Source organism: Eubacterium pyruvativorans (assembly GCF_900102225.1).
In the GTDB taxonomy this organism is placed as follows: Bacteria; Bacillota; Clostridia; order Peptostreptococcales; family Anaerovoracaceae; genus Aminicella; species Aminicella pyruvativorans.
In genome coordinates this window covers 103146-124674 of record NZ_FNBF01000004.1, presented here as the reverse complement: position 1 = coordinate 124674, position 21529 = coordinate 103146, and the positions used below count along the sequence as shown (strand labels likewise).

The 21529-nt window shown below is 49.2% G+C and carries 22 protein-coding genes and 1 pseudogene; 5 read left to right on the top strand and 18 right to left on the bottom strand.

Annotated features, from left to right (window positions below; genetic code table 11):
* The 7 genes and pseudogenes from BLQ24_RS02810 to BLQ24_RS02780 form a co-directional block, all read right to left on the bottom strand.
* The coding region (locus tag BLQ24_RS02810; RefSeq protein WP_176755851.1) for a transposase at positions 1-239 on the bottom strand (239 nt) is incomplete at its 3' end.
* A gap of 114 nt (positions 240-353) precedes the next feature.
* Positions 354-581: pseudogene (locus BLQ24_RS02805) on the bottom strand (ACT domain-containing protein); the annotation flags it as partial.
* 435 nt (positions 582-1016) lie between these two features.
* The gene (locus BLQ24_RS02800) at positions 1017-1925 is read right to left on the bottom strand and encodes a radical SAM mobile pair protein B (RefSeq protein WP_090162433.1); all 909 of its coding nucleotides are present in this window, start codon (positions 1923-1925) and stop codon (positions 1017-1019) included.
* On the bottom strand, positions 1913-2602 hold the full coding sequence (locus BLQ24_RS02795) for a radical SAM mobile pair protein A (RefSeq protein WP_090162432.1): 690 nt from the start codon (positions 2600-2602) through the stop codon (positions 1913-1915). Before BLQ24_RS02795 ends, BLQ24_RS02800 begins: the two co-directional genes overlap by 13 nt.
* Positions 2599-3036, bottom strand: a complete 438-nt coding sequence (locus tag BLQ24_RS02790; protein ID WP_090162429.1) for a radical SAM mobile pair system MarR family transcriptional regulator — start codon at positions 3034-3036, stop codon at positions 2599-2601. The genes BLQ24_RS02795 and BLQ24_RS02790 overlap by 4 nt, the downstream gene beginning before the upstream one ends.
* Positions 3037-3323: 287 nt before the next feature.
* Positions 3324-4016, bottom strand: a complete 693-nt coding sequence (locus BLQ24_RS02785) for a hypothetical protein (protein WP_207644937.1) — start codon at positions 4014-4016, stop codon at positions 3324-3326.
* Between the two features lie 16 nt (positions 4017-4032).
* A complete protein-coding gene (locus tag BLQ24_RS02780) occupies positions 4033-5025 on the bottom strand; it encodes an SIR2 family NAD-dependent protein deacylase (protein WP_090162427.1) in 993 nt (330 codons plus the stop codon).
* 206 nt (positions 5026-5231) lie between these two features.
* Here BLQ24_RS02780 and BLQ24_RS02775 point away from each other — a divergent pair, with 206 nt between their 5' ends.
* Positions 5232-5828 (top strand): TetR/AcrR family transcriptional regulator, encoded by a 597-nt coding sequence (locus BLQ24_RS02775; protein ID WP_090162425.1) that lies wholly within the window; start codon positions 5232-5234, stop codon positions 5826-5828.
* A 372-nt stretch (positions 5829-6200) separates the two neighbouring features.
* Here the strand turns inward: BLQ24_RS02775 and BLQ24_RS02770 are convergent, their stop codons facing one another.
* The 8 genes from BLQ24_RS02770 to tgt form a co-directional block, all read right to left on the bottom strand.
* Positions 6201-6524, bottom strand: coding sequence for a hypothetical protein (locus BLQ24_RS02770; protein WP_004613237.1), 324 nt, complete (start codon positions 6522-6524; stop codon positions 6201-6203).
* A gap of 122 nt (positions 6525-6646) precedes the next feature.
* Positions 6647-7171 carry a GNAT family N-acetyltransferase gene (locus BLQ24_RS02765; protein WP_090162423.1) on the bottom strand — a complete coding sequence of 175 codons (525 nt, stop codon included), beginning with the start codon at positions 7169-7171 and terminating at the stop codon, positions 6647-6649.
* Positions 7172-7365: 194 nt separating this feature from the next.
* A complete protein-coding gene (locus BLQ24_RS02760) occupies positions 7366-7722 on the bottom strand; it encodes a hypothetical protein (RefSeq protein WP_176755850.1) in 357 nt (118 codons plus the stop codon).
* Between the two features lie 380 nt (positions 7723-8102).
* Positions 8103-8849 (bottom strand): N-acetyltransferase, encoded by a 747-nt coding sequence (locus BLQ24_RS02755; protein ID WP_090162418.1) that lies wholly within the window; start codon positions 8847-8849, stop codon positions 8103-8105.
* Positions 8850-8853: 4 nt separating this feature from the next.
* The gene (locus BLQ24_RS02750) at positions 8854-9492 is read right to left on the bottom strand and encodes a GyrI-like domain-containing protein (RefSeq protein WP_090162416.1); all 639 of its coding nucleotides are present in this window, start codon (positions 9490-9492) and stop codon (positions 8854-8856) included.
* 5 nt (positions 9493-9497) lie between these two features.
* Positions 9498-10409 (bottom strand): helix-turn-helix transcriptional regulator, encoded by a 912-nt coding sequence (locus tag BLQ24_RS02745; protein WP_090162414.1) that lies wholly within the window; start codon positions 10407-10409, stop codon positions 9498-9500.
* Between the two features lie 167 nt (positions 10410-10576).
* On the bottom strand, positions 10577-11890 hold the full coding sequence (rlmD, locus tag BLQ24_RS02740) for a 23S rRNA (uracil(1939)-C(5))-methyltransferase RlmD (protein ID WP_090162412.1): 1314 nt from the start codon (positions 11888-11890) through the stop codon (positions 10577-10579).
* 17 nt (positions 11891-11907) lie between these two features.
* The gene (gene tgt / locus BLQ24_RS02735; RefSeq protein ID WP_242869568.1) at positions 11908-13035 is read right to left on the bottom strand and encodes a tRNA guanosine(34) transglycosylase Tgt; all 1128 of its coding nucleotides are present in this window, start codon (positions 13033-13035) and stop codon (positions 11908-11910) included.
* 196 nt (positions 13036-13231) lie between these two features.
* Between tgt and BLQ24_RS02730 the strand changes: the two genes are divergently transcribed.
* The 4 genes from BLQ24_RS02730 (at position 13232) to BLQ24_RS02715 (ending at position 17997) form a co-directional block, all read left to right on the top strand.
* On the top strand, positions 13232-13960 hold the full coding sequence (locus BLQ24_RS02730; protein ID WP_090162456.1) for a response regulator transcription factor: 729 nt from the start codon (positions 13232-13234) through the stop codon (positions 13958-13960).
* A gap of 11 nt (positions 13961-13971) precedes the next feature.
* A complete protein-coding gene (locus tag BLQ24_RS02725) occupies positions 13972-15018 on the top strand; it encodes a sensor histidine kinase (protein ID WP_090162406.1) in 1047 nt (348 codons plus the stop codon).
* A gap of 164 nt (positions 15019-15182) precedes the next feature.
* Positions 15183-15956 carry an ABC transporter ATP-binding protein gene (locus BLQ24_RS02720; RefSeq protein WP_090162404.1) on the top strand — a complete coding sequence of 258 codons (774 nt, stop codon included), beginning with the start codon at positions 15183-15185 and terminating at the stop codon, positions 15954-15956.
* Positions 15943-17997 (top strand): FtsX-like permease family protein, encoded by a 2055-nt coding sequence (locus BLQ24_RS02715; RefSeq protein WP_090162402.1) that lies wholly within the window; start codon positions 15943-15945, stop codon positions 17995-17997. The genes BLQ24_RS02720 and BLQ24_RS02715 overlap by 14 nt, the downstream gene beginning before the upstream one ends.
* 83 nt (positions 17998-18080) lie before the next feature.
* On the opposite strand, the gene BLQ24_RS02710 is transcribed toward BLQ24_RS02715, so the two are convergent.
* The 3 genes from BLQ24_RS02710 to ruvB form a co-directional block, all read right to left on the bottom strand.
* Positions 18081-19190: a hypothetical protein gene (locus BLQ24_RS02710; protein ID WP_090162400.1), complete on the bottom strand. Its 1110-nt coding sequence runs from the start codon at positions 19188-19190 to the stop codon at positions 18081-18083.
* A 189-nt stretch (positions 19191-19379) separates the two neighbouring features.
* Positions 19380-20426 carry a tRNA preQ1(34) S-adenosylmethionine ribosyltransferase-isomerase QueA gene (gene queA, locus BLQ24_RS02705; RefSeq protein ID WP_090162398.1) on the bottom strand — a complete coding sequence of 349 codons (1047 nt, stop codon included), beginning with the start codon at positions 20424-20426 and terminating at the stop codon, positions 19380-19382.
* Positions 20427-20475: 49 nt separating this feature from the next.
* Positions 20476-21522, bottom strand: a complete 1047-nt coding sequence (ruvB, locus tag BLQ24_RS02700) for a Holliday junction branch migration DNA helicase RuvB (protein ID WP_090162396.1) — start codon at positions 21520-21522, stop codon at positions 20476-20478.
* Positions 21523-21529: the final 7 nt, after the last annotated feature.

Genomic DNA, 21529 nt, shown 5'->3' with positions numbered 1-21529 from the left:
GGAACTTCCAATGTGATGGTGCCGATCCGGGTCTTCAGGGTCCGGCTGCGGATGCCGTTGCGACTGTCTGTGCGTTCGTCAGAACGCTCATACGGCGCAGCCCGAAGCTGTTCCTGAGACTCCGCCTTCAGGATGCTGTTGAGACTGTTGGTGAGCAGTGTCCGGAACGCTTCATCGCGATCCACGGAAAGTAATTGTAGAATTTCCTCCTGATTCAATGTAATATTGAGTTGAGCCATCGTGTTCTCCTTCCTTGGTATTAATGGTGATTTTGGTCGATTTTCATTATACCTAAAGGTCGAGCACCTGGCTCTTTTTAATTTTTCAATTTACACCATTATACGGACGCCGCCCTTTGAAAGAATACCAATGAGTGAAAAATCCAAAATTCCTTGAATACGGAAACCACGCCACCCATCTTCACGTTCTATTGTATTTTCAGGGACGTCATTTGTTTCACACACAAGAGAAATTTCTTCATCTGTTTTCCCAATGAAGTAGAATTCCTTGCTTAAATCTATATCATCAATGCTTTTGACTTTACATACCGTTAGCAACCGCTCTAAATTATTTAACACCAGCAAATTACTCTCCTCCACAAATCTCGATTTATATCTTGGAATACCCATCTTGTCTTCTTCCAAGTGGCTTTGAAATCAGTAGCAATGACATCCATTTCTCATTAGCACAATTTCGTTACTTAGTATATCATGTTTGGAATTCGTGAAAAACAGAAAAGCCGTCCCGATAGTCCGAGACAGCAAAAAAGCGAAAAGATAGATTCCGCAGAAATGGCTTAAATACGGGCTTTTCCAGCCCTCTTTCAATTTGTTCTTGTTAGCAGAGCCACTGTCTCCACGTGCGCCGAGACAGTAGAAAAAATAATCATACTGGTTCATGCTGTCTGGGAATTGGTCAAGGTAGGAACATGCTATTCGGGAATTTGTCAAAAATATGATGTTGCTCCATTACCTTCAATAATATCAGCAACATTACAAAACACATTGAACTGGAAGTTAGCGATTTCTTTTTCCGGTATTCTCTGTCCCACGGATTTCTTCATGATAGAAATAATCTACGATCACCGGATGCCCCTGTGGGACTCTGCCATAAGGCATTTCATTATCTACAAAAGTACAATCATACTTCTTAGCCATTTTCTCAGCTTTTACTTCAAGTGCTTCAAAGTAGCTGCGGTTATGCTTGTTATAGATCTCGTCGTAAAGTGGTACCAGATCAGGATATTTTCCGGCGATATAATCCATAATTGTCTTTTTGAAACTGCCTCGAAGATTGAGATTTTCGAGCCAGAACAGATCGCACTGATCCTTTACCCGCTCAAAGATTGCTTCAAAATCCGTGATACCGGGGAATACCGGGGATACGAAACAGACTGTACGGATACCTGCTTCATATACCTGCTTCATAGCAGAGATACGGCGCTCAATGCTCGAAGCAGAGTCCATATCGTTCTTGAAATTTTCATCTAGTGTGTTGATCGACCATGAAACGGTTACACGTCCAAGCTTCTTCAGCAGATCAATATCCCGTACCACAAGATCCGACTTTGTGCAGATCAGAATATCTGCGTCACTGCCGATCAGCTGCTCCAGAAGTTTTCTGGTATTCCCGTATTGCTCCTCCTGTGGATTGTAGCCATCTGTCACAGAACCGATGACCACCCGCTGTCCGGCATATTTCTTCGGATTTTTAATTCCCGGCCAATGCTTCACATCAAGGAAAGTGCCCCATTCCTCCTTGTGCCCGGTAAAGCGCTTCATAAAAGAAGCATAGCAATACTTGCAGGCATGTGTACAGCCCACATAGGGATTGACCGAGTAACCACCTACCGGCAGACTAGACTTAGTCATGATGTTCTTTGTTTCCACCTCACGAATGAGGATTCCATTTATTACTTCTTCCATGATTTCTGTACCTCTAACACTTTATTAAATTCTTCCGGCATTTCCTGAATCATATTTTCATCCCCTATGATAGGGACAAGGTCTTCCTTCATAAACACCGGAATGCCGAGCCTATGTGCCTGGTCCGCCAGAGACCATGCCCATTTCGGCTCCGTATGAATCTTCCTGCTCTGAGCTCCGGTCATGGTGCCCACAACGATCCAATTGATTCCGGAAAGGTCAACTGTGCCGGGATCATCGAATAACGGCTCAAAGGTAACATGGTAATGTTTTGCTCTGACATTTTTCCGAAGGGCGTCGATACGCCACCGTTCTGCTTTCCTCGTCACCGTAACGCCAAACCATGCGTTTTCCAGATCGGTATCAAAATCCAGCAAATCAGGTCGCTTGGTAAGGAACAGAAACTGATGCTGTGGATTTTCACGGATCTTTGCAAATACCTCGTCTCTCCATTCCGGCTTCCATCCGGAGAGATCGCTCATGCCGGTAAGAAGAAAATTCTGCGGACGTTTCTTTTCCATCATCCTGAGCTTGCCTGGAAAGAATTCAGGGTCAGCGAAGTCATCAATCATATGCCAGCGTTTCACGTTGTTGCGGGCATAGCAATATGTACACCCCACTGTGCAGCCAATGACGATATTCATGTTCTGAATCTGATCTTTGATACAAATACTCATGACTTCTGCCACTCCTCAAGATTCTTTCTGATGCGGTCGAGGCATTCCTCAAAGCGGGTAATTTCTTCCTCTGAAAAACCTTTATAGTAAATACTGCCCATCTCATCAGATACAGAATCGTACTCGCCCTTTAAGGCATGTGCTTTCTCAGTCAGAAACAGGAGTGTTTTTCTTTTGTCCGTTTCAGACTGAACACGGCTTATCAGCCCTTGATTTTCCATTCTTTCCAGCATCGTAGTAAGAGATGTTATCGCTAATCCGCATTTAGTCGAGAGTGCCCTGATTGAGATACCATCCTCCTGCCACAGCACATAAAGAATACGTCCCTGGGCTCCATTAAACGCATCAATATTCTTTTCACTAAGAATCTTCTCGAAAATCCGGTCTCCAAGTTGTTTTATTTTGGTGACAAGAAATCCTCCATTCATGTCCATACAAATGCTCCTATATAGTAGTTTATTAAAAACCTACTATATAGGAGCTTTCTTGTCAACAATTTATATGTCTTAATAGGTAAATTCCGATTTATATCTTGGTATACGTATCTTGTCTTCTTCAAAGTGGCTTTGAAATCCTTACCATTTCATCTGTATATTGTATCCGAATATCCTGCAGGTCCGCCGGGACAAAAGAAGAAAATGCCAATTGCCCCGAAAGATTCTCCCTGATTTTCCCGGATCGTCCATTTGATTTCATAGTCTGTAACCTCATGTTCAGACTCTCATTCATTCAAAAGATTCCTTAAGTTTTCTCCGATATCACCTGTCAGGGCTACTGTCCTGTCTGCCAGCGCATCCGGAACGTTGATTTTTCCCGGCATATTCATCGTAATGAACTTCCAGGAAGGATATTCCGCTGCCATTCCCATCGTCGGGGCTTTGATCAGCTGGTTCCGGCTCCCAATGCCAAGCTCAAAGAGCAGAGCATTCTGCCCGGAATACTCCTGAAGGAATGCGTAAAATCTCTCCCGCTGGCCGTTCCACTCCTCAGACCCCTCCGTAAGGCCTTCGAAGTTACCTTCCACTTCGAAGATTCTGTCCCGGTCAAAACCATTCATTTGAAAATGCGCGTCGCCGTTACTGGTCACGATAAAATACGGTTTATTCCTGACAATTGAAAGCAGGTTTTTCATTACCTCACTGCCATGGTAGTCGTCAATTAAATACTGATGAACCGTCTGCATATATTCCTCATGATCGGCCGCCGTCATCGGCGTGAACACACCGCGGATCAGGCAGTCTGCGCCGTACTTCTGACGGAACTTCCCAAAGTACCTTCTGAACGACCCATTATCCGCAAAAATATGATACCCCTCCGCGATGGAAAGCCCGTTGCTCGCCGTAATCAGAATGGCGTCCGTGTTTTTCAGCCAGTCTTTTGCCTCTTGATAATCGTTTACTTTATATTCCATCATTTTTCACCCTCTACGATCATACAGCTGTGACTTTCTTCTCCATTTCACTTCTTACATCCTCCAGCACTTTCCCAATATCGGCCTGGATAGCCAGTCCCCTGTCTTCAATTGACTCCGGCAGGAACGCATAATCCTTGTTCACAGAAATATACGTCGTCTGTGGCAAACTGTTCACCAGTGTCCAGAACGGCTCCTGGATGAACATCGGTGTGAGTCTTCCGACGCCGAGTTCCAGGAAAAGAATCTTCTCGTCCTTATGCGCGAGAATGTAATCTGATATCTTCTGATATTCCTCTTCGTATTTCTTACCGGTCAGGAAATTTCCATAACCCCGGACCCACGGAAACGCCTCAGCGCCGCAGTGCGGGCAGCGCGGGATCAGTTCCTTCGGCACTACCGTGCCGTCACCCATGGCATCGATCATCTCCTGCACCGGTTTCACGGCATCCCATACCTCATCCGTGCAGCACCTGGAGCACTGGAAGAAGCGATGGTCGCCCTGAATCTGGGCGACTTTAGACTCCGGATACAGCTTTACGAACTGGGTGTCCTGATTTGTGGTCAGTACAAAGAATTCTTTATCCGCGAGGACCGCATCCAAATCCAGGTACGGATTCCGAACCTCCGCATGCTGGGTGGTATGCAGGAATGTTGCCATATATCCCCAGAACTCCTCACGGGAATCCCAGTGGGCAAACGCACCGGCAAAAGCACCTTTGAATCCGTATTTCTCCGCATACTTTCCGAAATATTTCCGGTAGGAGGCGTTGTCCTCATAATAGAAATCCCCGCCGCCTGCCGCGGAAAGGCCGGATGCTCCTCCAACGATCACGCAGTCCGCGTCCTTCACTTTCTGAACAAAATACTGAATCTGCTCTTCATAAGGGAGCGGCTCTTTCTTTGTCAGCGGAACCACAGTCCTGCCGGATGCATATACGTTGTAATATCTGGAATAATTGCTCATCTGTACTTCATTTACAATCTGCTCATAAAAGGTCATGATTTTCATTCCTCTCTCATTTTTGATTCTGCGATACAAGATTAGCGACAGTTTATTGACACCCTGTCTATAAACTAATATACTTGAATTTGGAAAAATGAGAAGAACACATTCTCTCAAAAGAATAACTCCCGTACAGAATTGCAAAACTGTACAGGAGTTTCTCATGATCTGGAATATTCGATTGCAGATATCAGAGAAAGACGGTGAATAAAATGAAGTCACCAAATCAGAAAAAGACTGACCGAAGAACGTTATACACACAGATGGTCATCAAAGATGCGCTTCTGGAACTGAATAAAGAAACCGCCTATGACAAGATCAATGTCACCATGGTCTGCAGGCAGGCTGAAATTGCCCGTTCTACCTTTTACCTGCATTTTGACTGCCTGGATGAAGTACTGGACAGTGTCATCGATGACGCCCTCCTCCTTTCAGAGAGCGGCTCCGGAACGGTTGTTGATGTACTCGATATTATCCACAGCGGCAGGTCAGATTTGCTCCGTGAGAACGAAACCGTCCTGCCCGCCTGCCAGCGGATCGCTGATTCTGATAAGTATCATCACTTGTTTATGGACGTATCTGTCAGCGACCATATCATCCAGAGGATTGTTGCTCATGAGCATGACAAAGTTGTCCCGGATCTTATGGCGCATACCGGCCTCGCCACAGATGAAGCCGAGATGCTTTTTAAGTTCATCCTTAACGGATCTTTCGCTGTAAACAGGAGCCTTAGCTGGGAGAAAAATGAACGATGGTACCGGTACCAGCAGATCCTTGGCAGATTTATTAATGCCGGGATAGAGAGATAATCACATCGCCACTTCTGTTCCCATCCCCGCCTTCATGGTAAAGCGCATTCTGTCCGGGAAGACCTCAATCTTTTCGATGAAGTCCCGGACAAAAAACGCGGCACCAGTCTCTCTTCTCAGAAAGACGGATGCCGCAGAAATGGCTTAAACACGGGCTTTTCCAGCCCTCTTTTAATTTGTTCTTGTTAGCAGAGCCACTGTCTCAACATGCCCCGAGACAGTAGAAAAAATAATCATACTGGTTCATGCTGTCTGGGAATTGGTCAAGGTAGGAACATGCTATTCGGAAATTGATCGAAAATATGATGTTGCTCCATTACCTTCAATATATCAGCGACATTGCAAAACACATTGAACTGGAATTTGACTTTCCTATTTTCTTAAAATCTCATGTGGAGCTTCTATTTCATTTGCCAAGGTATGCTCTGTTAATTCTGACATCAATTTCAATTTTTTATTAATCAATGGTCGCATACAATTAGGAACATGTTCCTGATGCGCTCTGTGGATCGCTACGCATTCCTTACAGTTTCCGTGATAACGACAGGCTTTCAGGCAAGGACAGTGATCTTTGTCTTTATACTCCTTACGAAATTCCGCTGCAAATTCTTCTTGCAGTCTCAGTCCCTCGACACGGTTTCCCTTATGAAATTCTACCATTGCATCCAGTTCTTTCTGGTTCCCTTCAATCTTCATGTTATTATAGCGCCTCCATTTCAACTATTCCTCATTCTCTGATAAACTCCGATTTTGCGTCATCCCGACAAACGGGAATTTGTTTGTACAATGTTCAAGATATAACTGTTATTATGTCTTGATTAGAGTACAAACTCATATAAGAGGAACTTCCTCGGTACTCCAATATCAACATATGTGATTTCAACCTTATCCACATACTTAAATCCAAACGACATATACATTTTCTGTGGAATATCATTTCCCTCTATGCAATCAAGACGAATTGATTTAAGGTTTCTTTCCCTTGCTGTGTCAATTGCGTGTTGAACTAACTGCTTCGAGTATCCATGACCTCCATATTCCGGAAGGACACGCAAGGCATGAAGAACTACTGTCTCGTTATCATTTGCATCAATAAGCCATTTAACTGCGTGATACGCCTCATCACGATCATGATTCATAATATACGCTGCAACAATTCGACCATCTTCAATACCGATAAACTGATTTCTCTCTTTGATTGCATCTTTGATCATTTCATCTGGAGGGAAACCACCTTTATCTCCCTCCGGCAGAAAATCTTTTCCGCTCAAAACTTTACACATACCGTCATAAAACTGTCGCAATTCTATAAAATTTTTCTCTTCTGCATATCTGATAATCATAGTAATCTATCCCTCCAACTTCTGATTTATATCTTGGTATACGTATCTTGTCTTCTTCCAAGTGGCTTTGAAATCAGTAGCAATTATATCCATTTCTCATCAACACCATTTCGTTACTTAGTATATCATGTTTGGAATTCGTGAAAAACAGAAAAGCCGTCCCGATAATCCGAGACGGCAAAATACTGACAATATTAAATTGTGATGTCTTCATGTGCACCGCTTATCACCGTGATGGTAAGCTTATCGGGAAAGATCTTGATCTCCTTGATAAAGTTTCGGACCAGTAGCTCATCATAAGCGAGCACCTTATCCTTTGACTTCTCGATGGATTCGCGGAGGTTATTGATTCGTTCTTTGTTCCGTTTCTCTGCTGTCCGCCCAGCTTCAATCTCTGTCTTTCTGCTTCTTAACTGCTGTACTCTTTCAGCAAGTCCTGTGATGTCCCGATGTGCTTTCACTCCGGCGAGAATATCCTTCTGCAGGTCAGCGATCTCTTGGTTGATATCCTCTAATTCAGTAGCCGGATTTTCTCCGAGCAGATTCATCACTTCATTGCTGATAGCCTCGTACTTCAAAGAGGATTAACACGATGAGAGGCGGTGCAGATGATGATTCTGCATCGCCTTTTTTCTATTTTCCTGGTCAAATAGCCTTTCCACAGTCACAACCCCCGAAAATAGCAAAGCCACAGTCTCGCCTGCCAAAAATTCATCCAAATAGCCCTCCCACAGCCACGCCAGAGCAATATTCTCATTTTTTCGGACAGAAAACGCGGCACCCGTCTCTCTTCTCAGAAAGACGGATGCCGTAGAAATGGCTTAAACACGGGCTTTTCCAGCCCTCTTTCAATTTGTTCTTGTTAGCAGAGCCACGGTCTCGACGTTGTTCCACGTGAGCAACAAAAACTCCATGGCGGTATTGATCCTGATCAAGCATTCACAAGTTTCAGAAACTTTTTATCGTTCATCTGCTCATTCGTAATATATTCCCCGTCATGGAACAGCGCATAATTTGTGATCGGCATCGGAGCATTCTGCGCTTCTTCTCTGCTTTTGATATGAATCGCATGGAATGGTATGGCATTCTCTTTGGCGGTCTGCTCCAAAACCGGAACATATTTCGCATTGAACGGACACTGGCTGGTGTAATACAGCACATATCCTTTTTCTTCTATGTGAGGATGCTTTGCACATTCCCGGAAATGGGGCTTGTCTGCATCCGTCACAAAAGGCAGGTACCACAACTGGATGCCATTATCCGTCTCATCACACACAGTAAACCCTTTATATTTCAGGAATTTGGGATCAGCAAGGAAAGGCTTCTTCTTAGACGCCGCCAGAATACACAGTCCCTTCCTTCCTTTTTCTTTACTGTCATCAATACAGGCATTCAGCAAGTCAGTAGAATAGCCATGACCTTTGAAGGAACCGGACACCCACAGGCAATCGATATACATATAGCCGTCAGCCCGGATTGGAACCCACGCGTTCTCAGCCGGGATATATTCTATAAAGCACTTTCCCCGCTCCACACTCTTCAGAAAGACAAGTCCCTCTTCAAACCTGTCGGCCAGCCACGCCTTCTTCGATGACACCTGAACATCCTTATTATTGGAAATGGCACAGCAGATATGCTCCTTTTCAAGATTTTCCTTTGTAACTCTGATGTACTCCATAGGATCAATTCTCCTTCACTTTTATCGGATGACGGATCACGGTCCTCAGCTTCTCCGGTGCCGCTTTCCGCGCATCGCTCAGATAAATCTCATGGTGCATGCGTTCGTCCGTAATATCAAGAGCATATCCCTGCTCTTCCATAAATCTGTGCATCGCCGCTACCGTGGCAGGCTCATCATCATAAGCCCCGATATGCATACACTGAACACACAGCCCTTCATCATAGGTAAAGAACTCAACTTTCGAAAAATCCTGTTTCTTCTTTGCCGCAGCTTCTTTGACAGCCCAGTCAAAATCATCTTTCGTCACAAAATCCGGCAGACGGATGACGGAGATCCACCGGAAAGAATCCTTATGGGTATAATCGACACCGATCACTCCATCCTGCCACCAGAATCCTTCCAAAGGCGGCACCACATAATCAAAATATCCATCGATCTGATAGCTGCCTTTCTTACTCATCTTGATCGTAAAAGCAATACCGTACAGAAGACCTATCGCCTGTTTGTACTCGCCTTCCTCATCATTAGGATCCCCGCTGCCGCGTACCGCGATAAAATTCATTTCCGGCACAGTTACTATTGAAGGTGTTCCTTTCGGCATATAGAATTCTCGGTATTCTTTTTTGAAATCAAATGCCATAAATGTTAATCCTCCTCATAAAGCTGTAATGTCTCCTCTGCATTTCTGCGGATAATATCCCGCGCTTCTGCCGGCTCCAGCACTTCAGCCTTCGCTCCGAAAGTCATGAGCCAGGTCACAAGGTTTTCCATATCCGTGTAGTCCGCTGTAAAGAGCAGTCTTCCATCATCCGCTTCTGTAAAGCAATCAGGTCCGAAGTCTTCGATCAGACGCCATTTCATATCCGGTGAAAAAAACGCCTTAACCTTAATCTCACCCGGAAATATTTTTTCAGCTGAAAGATCCGGCATAGGTGCATCTCGACAGACAAATTCTTTATCCGTTTCTGTAACGCGATCCATGCGATTCAGCTTAAACAATCTGTAATCCTTACGATCCATACACCAGCCCCAAAGGTACCAGCTTGACCATCGAAATACCAGATAATAAGGTTCAACCGTCCGCTCGCTGTCACCGGACGGAGCATAATACCGAAACCGGACCATGTGCCTGTCTCCGATCGCATCCTGTATCGTTTCTATCTTCGGCGCCAGCGAATCCCGATACCACGATGACAGATCGATCAAAATGGAATCCCGTCCGCTGATGAACTCAGAAGATCCCGCCTGTATTTTTTCCATCAGCTGACCGTAATAACTGCTCCCGCTCACGCTGTCCAGGCTTCTCAGTCCTGCAAGGATCATCTGCATGTCCCTTGATGTCAGGATCGTCCTGTCCATCCGGTATCCGTCCATAATACTGATCCCGCCGCCAGTGCCCTGAACTGTACGAACAGGAATACCGGCCTTGCAAAGGTCCTCAATATCTCGGTTAATCGTTCTGCGAGACACTTCAAACCTTTCTGCCAGTTCCGGAGCTGTTGTCTTGTCTTCCTGCAATAAGATTGACAATATTCCTATCAGCCTGTCTATCTTCATGTTCTCTTACGCTCCATTTATATACTAACGCATATAACACGACATCTGTATGTCATGTTTATTATATCAGAGCAATGCAATTTCAGCAAAAGGAAAACCTGTGGAAATCCCATATCACGGTTCATTCCACAGGTCTTTTCACATACTCTTCAAACTTTAGTAGTCTGTCAAAGGTCTTTCTCTGAACTCTTGATCCTGTAATAATCCTCAGCATCAACGCTAATCTCAACACAGTCCTTCGGCTTCGCATTTTTCTTGCTCAAGAGACATACTGTCTCCACGTGCCGCGTCATCGGGAAGTTATCGAACGGCTTCACGTAGGACACGGTATACCCCAGCTCCTGATACTGGGCCAGATTCTGAACCAGCGTCTTCGGGTTGCAGGAGATGTAGACGATCTGGTCCACGCCGTAGCCGGCGATCTTCTCCACGGCTTCCCGGGACATGCCGACCCGGGGCGGGTCCACCACGATGACATCCGGCTTTTCCTCCCGTTCCTCCAGAACCCGGAAGACGTCGCCGCAGACGAATTCGCAATTGGTGAGTCTGTTCAGGGCGGCGTTGGTGCGGGCCGCCTCCACGCTTTCCGGGACGATCTCCACGCCGAGAACGTGTTTGGCGGAACGGGCCAGAACCTGGGTGATTGTTCCTGTGCCGCAGTAGAGGTCGAAGACGTTTTTTCCGTCGACATCGTCGATCAGGGACAGGGCGTGGGCGTACAGCCGCTCCACCGCTTCGATGTTCGTCTGGAAGAAAGCGTACTCATGGACGGTGAAATGGAGGCCCATGATCCGTTCGTTGTAATAGTCTTTTCCGAACAGGGTTTTCATGTCATCACACTTCACCGCATCGGCCATGCTGTCGTTGAAGGTGTGCAGGATGCCGACGATCCGGTCCTCCAGCTCCAGGGAAAGCAGGCCGGAAACCCAGGCCTCCTCGTCGAATCCCGGCTCGCTGGTGGAGGTGACGATGTTCAGCAATAATTCGTTCGTATGAACGCCTCTGCGGATCACCAGGTTGCGGAGAAGCCCTTCATGGGATTTTTTGTCATACTTCACATAGCCCCGGGTACGGCAGAACGCCAGAGTATAGTCCAGGATCCGGTTGAAATCCGGGGAAACCAGCTGGCACTGGTCGGTGGTGACCACGGACATGAACATTTTCCGCCGGTGCATCCCCAGGGTCATAGGGCCCCCCTTCACCAGGTCGCCGAAGGTGTACTCCATTTTGTTCCGGTAGGCCAGCCGGGAGTGCTCCGGGCATCCCTCGATGGGAGCGAAGTCAGCAGGCTGAATTCCCGCCTTTTCGAAGAGGGTGCGGGTCTCGCTCTCCTTCGCCTTGAGCTGTTGTTCATACGGCTCTCCCTGATAGATGCATCCGCCGCAGAAGCGGGAATGGGGACAGCGGCCGTCCTGGAAAATCTCCGCTCCGGTTTCATTAATATCCAGGGGCGGTCTGCGTTTTTTCTTCGTATGTGACATAGATTCCTCCGGGTTCGTTAGTCGTTGATACCGTATTTTTCGTAGAATTCCTGCTTGTATTCCAGGAACCGGTCTTCTTCGATGGCTTTCCGCATTTCCTGCATCATGTGGATCAGGAAATGGAGATTGTGCTCCGACAGCAGCATGGCGGACATCAGTTCGCCGGCCTTCAGGGTGTGCCTGATGTAGGCTTTCGTGTAATGGCGACAGGCATAGCAGTCGCACTCTTCGTCCAGGGGGGTGAAGTCCCGGGCGAATTTCGCATTTTTCAGGTTGATCCGGCCGTGGGATGTCATCGCCACACCGTGGCGGGCGATCCGGGTCGGCTCCACACAGTCAAACATGTCCAGTCCCCGCTCCACACCTTCGAAGATGTAATCCGGTGTACCGACTCCCATCAGGTAACGCGGCTTCTCCGCCGGCAGCAGGTCCACGCAGTAATCCAGGACTTCCAGCATTTTCGCCTTCGGTTCTCCGACCGAAAGTCCGCCGATGGAGTATCCCTGCAGATCCATATCCACAATCCGGGCTGCGCTCTCCCGGCGAAGATCCTCGTACATGCCTCCCTGCATAATACCGAACAAAGCCTGTTTCTCCGGACTGGTCTGGGCATCCTGACAGCGCTTCAGCCAGCGGCAGGTCCGCAGCATGGAATCTTCGATATACGAATGATCCGCCGGATACGGTGCGCATTCATCGAAAGCCATCATGATATCCGAGCCCAGAGCCTCCTGGATCTCGATGGCCTTTTCCGGTGTCAGAATATGACGGGATCCGTCGATATGGCTCTGGAACCGGACCCCTTCCTCCGTGATTTTTCGCAGTTTCCCCAGGGAAAAAACCTGGAATCCGCCGCTGTCCGTAAGGATCGCCCGGTTCCAGTTCATGAACTTGTGAAGTCCTCCCGCTTCCCGGATCAGTTCGTGACCCGGCCGGAGATACAGATGGTATGTGTTGGACAGAATAATTTCCGCCCCCATGTCCCGCACCTGTTCCGGACGCATGGCTTTCACCGCCGCCTGGGTTCCCACCGGCATGAAAACCGGGGTCTGGATATCCCCGTGAGGGGTGTGCACGACGCCCCGGCGGGCGCCGGTTTTCTTGTCCCGGTGCAGTAATTCGTATGTAACAGCTAATTTGCTCATTGATTCTCTCCTGTTTTCTCTCTTTTGCATTGCAACCAGTCTATTATAACAGAGTTCTGCATGAGATATGATGGAATTCTGCAAGTTTCTGACCGCTGTGGTAGAATGTGTTTTGTAGGACAAAAAATAACGAAGCAGGCGGCCGCCGGAGGGGCGTACTAATATGAATGATCCAGGATATCACAATCCTGCAGCCATGCAGGGATCTTCAGAGCCGGTGCACAACCGGATTCTGATCACCGAAGACGATCCGGTGATTGCAGAAGCAACTTCCCGTCACCTCAGGACCTGGGGGTGGGAAACATACTGTACCGAGGACTTCAGCGATGTGCTGGGGGAAGTGAATCGGTTCCGCCCGGATCTGATTCTCATGGATGTTTCCCTTCCCTTTTTCAACGGATACCACTGGTGCCAGGAAATCCGGAAGGTTTCCCGGGTGCCGGTGATCTTCATCAGTTCCTATTCTGATAATATGAATATCGTCATGGCGATGAATATGGGCGGGGATGATTTCATCGCGAAACCCTTCGATCTGAACGTGCTGACGGCGAAGATCCAGGCGCTTCTCAGGAGAACCTACGATTTCGGCGCACCGGCAGAAGAAAACCGGCTGTCTGCGGGCGGGGCGGTACTGGATCTGAAGGACGCTTCCGCATTCATTAACGGGACCCGGCTGGAACTGACCAAGAACGAATTCCGGATTATGGAATGCCTGATGAAATCCCCCGGCAGGGTGATCAGCCGTGATCAGATCATGATGGCGCTCTGGGAGACGGATTCCTTCATTGACGATAACACACTCACAGTGAATGTGGCCAGACTGAGAAAGAAGCTTTCTGCGGCGGGCCTGAACGGGTTCATTCTGACGAAGAAAGGTCTCGGCTACTATATTCCGGGGGATAAACCGGAGAATTCTGAATCATGAGGTGAGAAATTATGGAAAAGCTGCGGATTGTTCCGTATCTGAAACAGTTTTCTATGCAGGGGATCACCTGGGCCGTCACTTCAGGGATTTTCCTGCTGCTTGGTGCACTGGAGAATCTGGACCCTGCCGTCTGGCGGTACGCTCTGCTGTTAAGCGGAACTCTGCTTGTTCTTTCTATTTTCACCCAGTGTTCCCGGGAGCGCAGGAAGACGGAAGCGGTGACGGAATGCCGGCTCCAGGCGCCGGAAATCACCGCCCCCCTTCCCGTCCCCTCTTCACCTTCAGAGCAGCAGGAACAGCAGCTCATTGCCGCTCTGCAACAGAGTCTGTTCGAACAGGAAAGCAGGACGAAGAACCAGCAGGACGAAATGCTGAACTACTACACCATGTGGGTACATCAGATCAAGACGCCGATCGCAGCACTGGATCTTCTGATTCAGGGAAGTGACTCCGAGGCTTCTTCAGACATGGACCTGGAGCTCCGGCGGATCCGGCAGTATGTGGAAATGGTGCTGAGTTATCAGCGGCTGGGATCTGAGCAGACGGACTTCCTCTTTCAGAATACGGATCTGGACCGGGTGATCCGCACCTGCATCAAGAAGCAGTCTGTATTCTTCATCCGCAAGCATCTGTCCCTGGACTTCCGGCCCACAGGAAGAACAATCAATACGGACCGGAAATGGCTGTCCTTTGCCCTGGAACAGATTCTCTCCAATGCGTTGAAGTACACCCGGGAAGGTGGAGGGATCCGGATTGCAGAGGCTCCCCCGGAGAAGACGCTGCCGCCGGCGGACCGGCCGGCCGAAAATGGTTTCTCCCTCGTCATCGAAGACAACGGCATCGGCATCCGGGAGGAAGATCTTCCCCGGATTTTCGACCGGGGATTCACCGGAAGAAATGGAAGAGAGCATCAGAAGGCGACCGGGATCGGGCTCTATCTGACCGCAGAGACGCTGAAGCGCCTTGGATGTGGGATCTCCGCAGAGTCGGAGCCCGGAAGGGGAACCCGCATATTCGTCTATTTTCCGGAAAGCAGACGGGGAACGATGCTGGAATAGCCCGGGAACCTTACAGCAATGTAAGGTTCTCTTCGTTTTTTGTAAGGCAGATCTAAGGCGCATCCCGTTCCTTCCTGTTAGGATAAGGGTGTCAATGGGAAGTATGCAGCCCCGCAGGGGGCCATGCTGAATGCAAACATACGAAAACAGGAAAGGAGCGCCTGATGGCATTACTGGAAGTAAATAATCTGAAGAAAACTTACAGCACAAGATTCGGAGGGAACAAGGTGGAGGCTCTGCGAAACGTCACCTTCTCCGCTGAAGAGGGAGAATTCACCGCAATCATGGGTGAGTCCGGATCAGGAAAAACCACCCTGCTGAATATCCTCGCTTCTCTGGACAGGCCGACAGGCGGTGAGGTTCTGCTGAACGGCCGGGATATCACCAAGATCACGGAGAAAGAGATGGCCGGTTTCCGCCGGGATCATCTCAGTTTCATATTCCAGGATTTCAATCTGCTGAACACGCTGACGCTGAAGGACAATATCCTTCTTCCTCTGGTTCTGCAGAAAACACCATACAAACAGATGATTTCCCGCCTGTCCCCTCTGGCGCAGAATCTGGGAATCAGCGAACTGCTGGACAAGTACCCGTATGAGGTCTCCGGCGGCCAGAAGCAGCGCGCAGCAGCAGCCAGAGCTCTGATCACCCGGCCGGAACTTCTGCTGGCAGACGAACCGACCGGTGCCCTGGACTCCCGCTCGGCGGACATCATGATGGAACTTCTGGCAAAGGTCAATGAACAGGGGCAGACCATCATCATGGTCACCCATTCCATCAAGGCGGCGAGTTATGCGAAACGAGTCCTCTTCATCAAGGACGGTCAGGTATTCCACCAGATCTTCCGGGGAAACCGGAGCAATGAGGAGATGTTCTCCATGATCGCACAGACACAGACAGTACTGATTAACGGAGGTGATCTGAATGACCGGCAGTAATCTTTCATGGACCCTCGCCCTCGGAAATATCCGGCGTGAGCGGAAATTCTTCGTCCCGTATATCCTCGCATCAACCGGAATTGTGATGATGTTCTATCTTCTCGTGTACATCTGGAAGGATCCGGGGCTGAAGAAGATTTCCACCGGAGAGACACTCTCCGCTCTCATGGGATTCGGAACGGTTGTGGTCGGCGTCTTCGCAGCCATCTTCCTGCTCTATATCAATAATTTCTTGATGAAGAGGAGGAATAAGGAGCTGGGCATTTACAATATTCTGGGCATGGAGAAGCGCCACATCGGACGGATCCTGCAGATGGAATCGCTGATCACCTCTGTTATTTCCATCACAGCAGGCATCCTGCTGGGCGTTGTTTTCAGCAAACTGGTGCAGATGATCATATTGAAGATTCTAGGCGCAACGGATCAGCTGACAGGAACCGTCAACCTGCAGGGAGTTCTCTACAGCGTGATCTTCTTCTCGGTGCTGTTCGAACTGATTCAGCTCCGCAACCGGTTCCGGGTGCAGTTCTCCAGACCGATTGAACTGCTGAAGGGATCTGATTCCGGCGAACGGGAGCCGAAAGGAAACATTTTCCTTGCGCTCACGGGTGCCGCTTTCCTGGTCGCAGGATACACTCTCGCACTTCGCGTTGACGATGTACTGAGCGGAATCAGTTTCTTCTTCATTGCCGTGATCCTGGTCATTGTCGGCACATATCTGCTGTTCACCAGCGTCAGCGTTGTGGTTCTGAAGCTGCTGAAGAAGAGCACGAATTATTATTATAAGCCGGGGCATTTCACCTCCGTCTCCGGAATGCTGTTCCGAATGAAACAGAATGCCGTGGGTATGGCCAACATCTGTATCCTGGCGACGATGGTTCTGGTGATTATTTCCACCACCGTCTGTCTGAACACCGGCATCGACAAGACGATCCAGAACCTCACACCGATGAAGGCCTCCCTTTCCGGGACCATGAGCGGAATCAGCAAAGAAAATGGTCTGAAACTGATATCCCCTGCTTCCCAGAGCGAAGTCAGACAGCTGGCGAAGAAGACTGCCGAAGAGAAGAATTCCCGGATCCAGGATGTGATGGTCTATACCGCCTACTGTCCTCAGGTAAGATATCATTCGAAAAATAATACGATATCCTACCATCTGAGATACAGTACGAAATCCTATACGGGCAGTCTGATGATCATTGACGAACAGCAGTACAAAGCGATCACAGGAAAAGATCTGCATCTTTCCGGGAGAGAAGTACTAGCGCATACGCCGAGCCGTGCGAATCAGGTGAGAATCAATGGAAAAGCCTTCAAAGCACGCTGCACAACAGAGAACTTCCTTCCGACCACCGCTTCCCGCACACAGGGAGGAGTCATTGTTGTGAAGGACCGGAATGTAATACAGAGAATCGCAGCGCAGGATCCGGCTCCAACATGCACCCTGTACCGCGCCGTCACCTTCACTGCATCCGGTTCGGAAGCTGTGAACCGCTCCATCGGAAACAGTCTGAACACACAGCTGAACAGAGAAATGCAATCCTACGCATCCAAAGCGAAGCATGCCGAAGGCCCTGCCTTCTTCGGTTCCTGTTCCACGTACACGGAAATTCACTCCATGCTGAAGGGATTCACCAACGGGTTCCTGTTCCTGGGCATCTTTCTCGGACTGCTGTTCACCCTTGCTGCGGCGCTGATCATCTACTACAAGCAGGTTTCAGAAGGATATTATGACAAGAACAACTTCGCCATCATGCAGCAGGTGGGTATGAGCCAGGCGGAAGTCAAGAGGAGCATCCGTTCCCAGGTCATGTTCGTGTTCTTCACGCCGATCATCGTAGCGGCCTGTCACATGAGCGGAGCATTCAACATGATGAACCACATCCTGCAGCTGTTCGGCCTCCAGGACACCTGGCTGTTTCTGAAGTGCTCCGGCATCACCTTCCTCCTGTTCACACTGCTCTATCTGATCGTCTACCTGGTGACTTCCAGAGAATACTACAAGATTGTATCCTGGAAAGCCGGAGAACGGCTGGATTAACAGTTCATGCGGTAACCGTATCGAAACGCCCCCGGGTCATATCCCGGGGGCGTGTATTCGTTCTGATTGTGTTTATCCTTTCTCTAATTAATCGCCTTTTTACATCCGAAATTTCCTTCGCTGTCGTCGAACTTTAACTCGGTATAATACAGTGTCTTGTTCAGGACCTCAGCACTGCCGGCCCCGTCAAAGACACGTTCGGCTTTGTCTAATGCCCCGCCTGTGTTCGATACTGTAACGATTCCGCCCTGATCATACCCGCTTTGCATGATGAAGCAGACTTTGCCGTTAACCAGCACCGCTCTCGTTGTGGATACCACGAGGTTGCTGAATGCGGATTCTTCCACTTTCTTCTGCGTCGTCAGCCTGTAAATGCGGCCTCTGCTGTTTACACGGTAGATCGTAAGCCCGGCGCTGCTGTTCTTTCTGAAAACCGCATTTCGATTGTTATTGCCGCCGATAACGTCTTTGATCTTTCTGCAAAGTATGGTCTTTCTTCCATCCTTATCCATGCAGACGAGATTTTTCACACCGCTTGTATAGTACATGTAGTTTTTCGATGTAACGATGGAATGCGCTGTGAAGGTGCTGACTCTTCCTGTATCAAGATCATAGCATTTGTTTGTGTAATACAATTTGCCCCGGAACAATTTCACGCACGCGCTGTCTCTGCTTTTTCCCTTCTTCACACTGAACAGCTTGACGACATTTGTTCCATTGATTCTGTACACTGCCCCGGTATCCCATCTTCGTGTGATGATGTCAGTGCCATAGCCGCCGATGATATCACCGCATTTCCTAACAACCAGCTTCTTTTCTCCCGTATGAATATCTGCCGACCAGATTTCCTGGGGTTCAGCGCCATTTTTATAAAAATAGGGATTCAAAGGAGTCAATGAATAATATGCCGTTTTCCCCCTCATGTAGAAGCTCATCCGAAAATCATTCGAATTGAAATCATTGTAATCTTTGATATCAAAGATTACATTCTGCGTTCCGGAAGTATCATTTGAAACGAGATTGTTAACTGAGAATACCGTCTGACCGAAATCATTCTTATACACATTATGTGCGACAGGATAGGTCGTCTGGGAAGCTGCAAATACATCCACCGGACCGGTAAAGCAAAATGTGAATACCGCACACACGAAGAGCACAGCAAAACGGATCTTTCGCAAATTGATTTCTTTCATTCCAATCCCCTCCTTCTTTCTCATTCGCCGCTCTTTTATTGCATATTTTACCATACGCAAGATAAGTTGTCATGCTGTTCAAATTATTATATCCATGAATACTCCCCCGTATATACAGCCTATAGAATAACAAAACGGGACGGTTAATAAGCCGCCCCGTTCTGTGTCAAACACATCCTTGCCGAAAAATTAGAAAATCGCCATTGCATCCCCGTAAGAGAAGAACCGGTATTTCTCCTTCACCGCCTCGTTGTATGCCTCCAGGATCTTCTCCCGGTTATAGAGAGAAGAAACCAGCATGATTAGCGTGGATTTCGGCAGATGGAAATTGGTGATCAATGCGTTCACGATTTTCCACTCATATCCCGGATAAATGAAGATGCCGGTACTGTCGTGGCCGGCCTTCACCCGGTATTCTCCGCACTCTTCGTCCCGGTACGCAGCGCTTTCCAGCGTCCTCGTGGAAGTGGTACCGACGGAGATAATCCGTCCCCCTTCCCGAATCGTCCGGTTGATGGTTTCCGCCGCCTCTTCCGAAATGGTATATTCTTCGAAGTGCATGTGATGCTCTTCGATATTCTCGCATTTCACCGGCCGGAAGGTGCCGATGCCCACGTGCAAAGTCACATAGACCAGTTTCACACCCTTTTCCTGCGCTTTCGCCAGCAGCTCCTTCGTGAAATGCAGTCCGGCAGTCGGTGCCGCCACGGAGCCGTTGTGGTGCGCATACACCGTCTGGTACATATCCGCATCTTCTTTCGTGCTCTCCCGCTCGATATACGGCGGCAGCGGCATCTTGCCCAGTTCCTCCAGCCGTTCCATAAATATGCCGTCGTAGTGGAATGTGACGATCCGGGTGCCGTCCTTTCCATACCCGTCAATCGTAGCCTCCAGAGCACCTTCCCCGAAGACAACCCGGTCTCCCGGCTTCAGCCGGCGTCCCGGACGGACCAGCGTTTCCCAGGTGTCATCGTGCATGCGCTTGGACAAAAGGAACTCGATGTGCGCTCCCGTCCCCGCCTTCGTCCCGAAGAGGCGGGCCGGAATTACCCTGGAGTCATTCATGACCAGACAGTCTCCCGGCCCCAGATAATCCAGAATGTCATAAAAATGCTTGTGTTCAATGGTTCCCTTCTCCCGGTTCAGCACCATGAGACGGCAGCTGTCCCGCTGTTCTTCCGGTTTCTGGGCAATCAGTTCTTTCGGCAATTCGTAATCAAACTCTTCAATATTCATGTTTTTCCTTCATCTGTCTCTTCATTCATCGGCTCGCCACTGATCAGCCTCATCCCTCATCGGCCTCGTCATGGTCAATCCTTCCGACGTTCTCCTCCGGATACGGTATCCCCATATGCTCGTATGCCCGGACTGTGGCCATCCGGCCCTTCTGTGTGCGGTACAGCAGCCCCTGCTGAATCAGATACGGTTCGTATGCGTCTTCGATCGTAACCCGGTCTTCCCCGATGGACGCAGCGATGGTATCGATCCCCACAGGACCGCCGCCGAACTTCTCTATTATAGTGGATAGGATCTCCCGGTCAAGTCTTTCCAGGCCCAGTTCGTCCACCCCCAGCGCCGCCAGGCTTTCCTCTGTGATCTTCCGGCTGATGCGGCCGTCCCCTTTCACCATAGAGAAATCCCGAACCCGCTTCAGCATCCGGTTGGCGATCCGGGGCGTTCCCCGGGAGCGCTTCGCCATTTCCAGAATGGCATCGTCATCTGCCTCCAGTCCCATGACACCGGCAGACCGGCGAATGATCCGGGCCAGCTCATCCGGCCGGTACATTTCGAACTTCGCCAGAACGCCGAACCGGTCCCGGAGGGGCGCACTCAGGCTTCCGGCCCGGGTGGTGGCGCCGATGAGGGTGAATTTCGCAATGTCCAGACGGATCGACCGGGCGGAAGGGCCCTTCCCGATGATGATGTCCAGGGCATAGTCCTCCATGGCGGAGTAGAGCACTTCTTCCACCGCCCGGTTCAGCCGGTGGATTTCATCGATAAACAGCACATCGTTGTCGTTCAGATTCGTCAGCACCGCCGCCAGATCCCCGGCCCGTCCGATGGCCGGACCGGAGGTCACCTTGATATCCACCCCCAGCTCGTTGGCGATGATTCCGGCCAGGGTCGTCTTCCCCAGTCCCGGGGGCCCGTAGAACAGAACATGGTCCAGCGGTTCTCCCCGCATCTTCGCCGCTTCGATGAAAATGCCGAGATTTTCCTTCACCTTCTGCTGTCCCAGAAAATCCGACAGACGCTGGGGACGCAGCGTTTTCTCCCGGAGTTCCTCCTCCTCGGTCGCCTGTGCCGATGTAATACGTTCTTCTGTATCCATTTCTCCT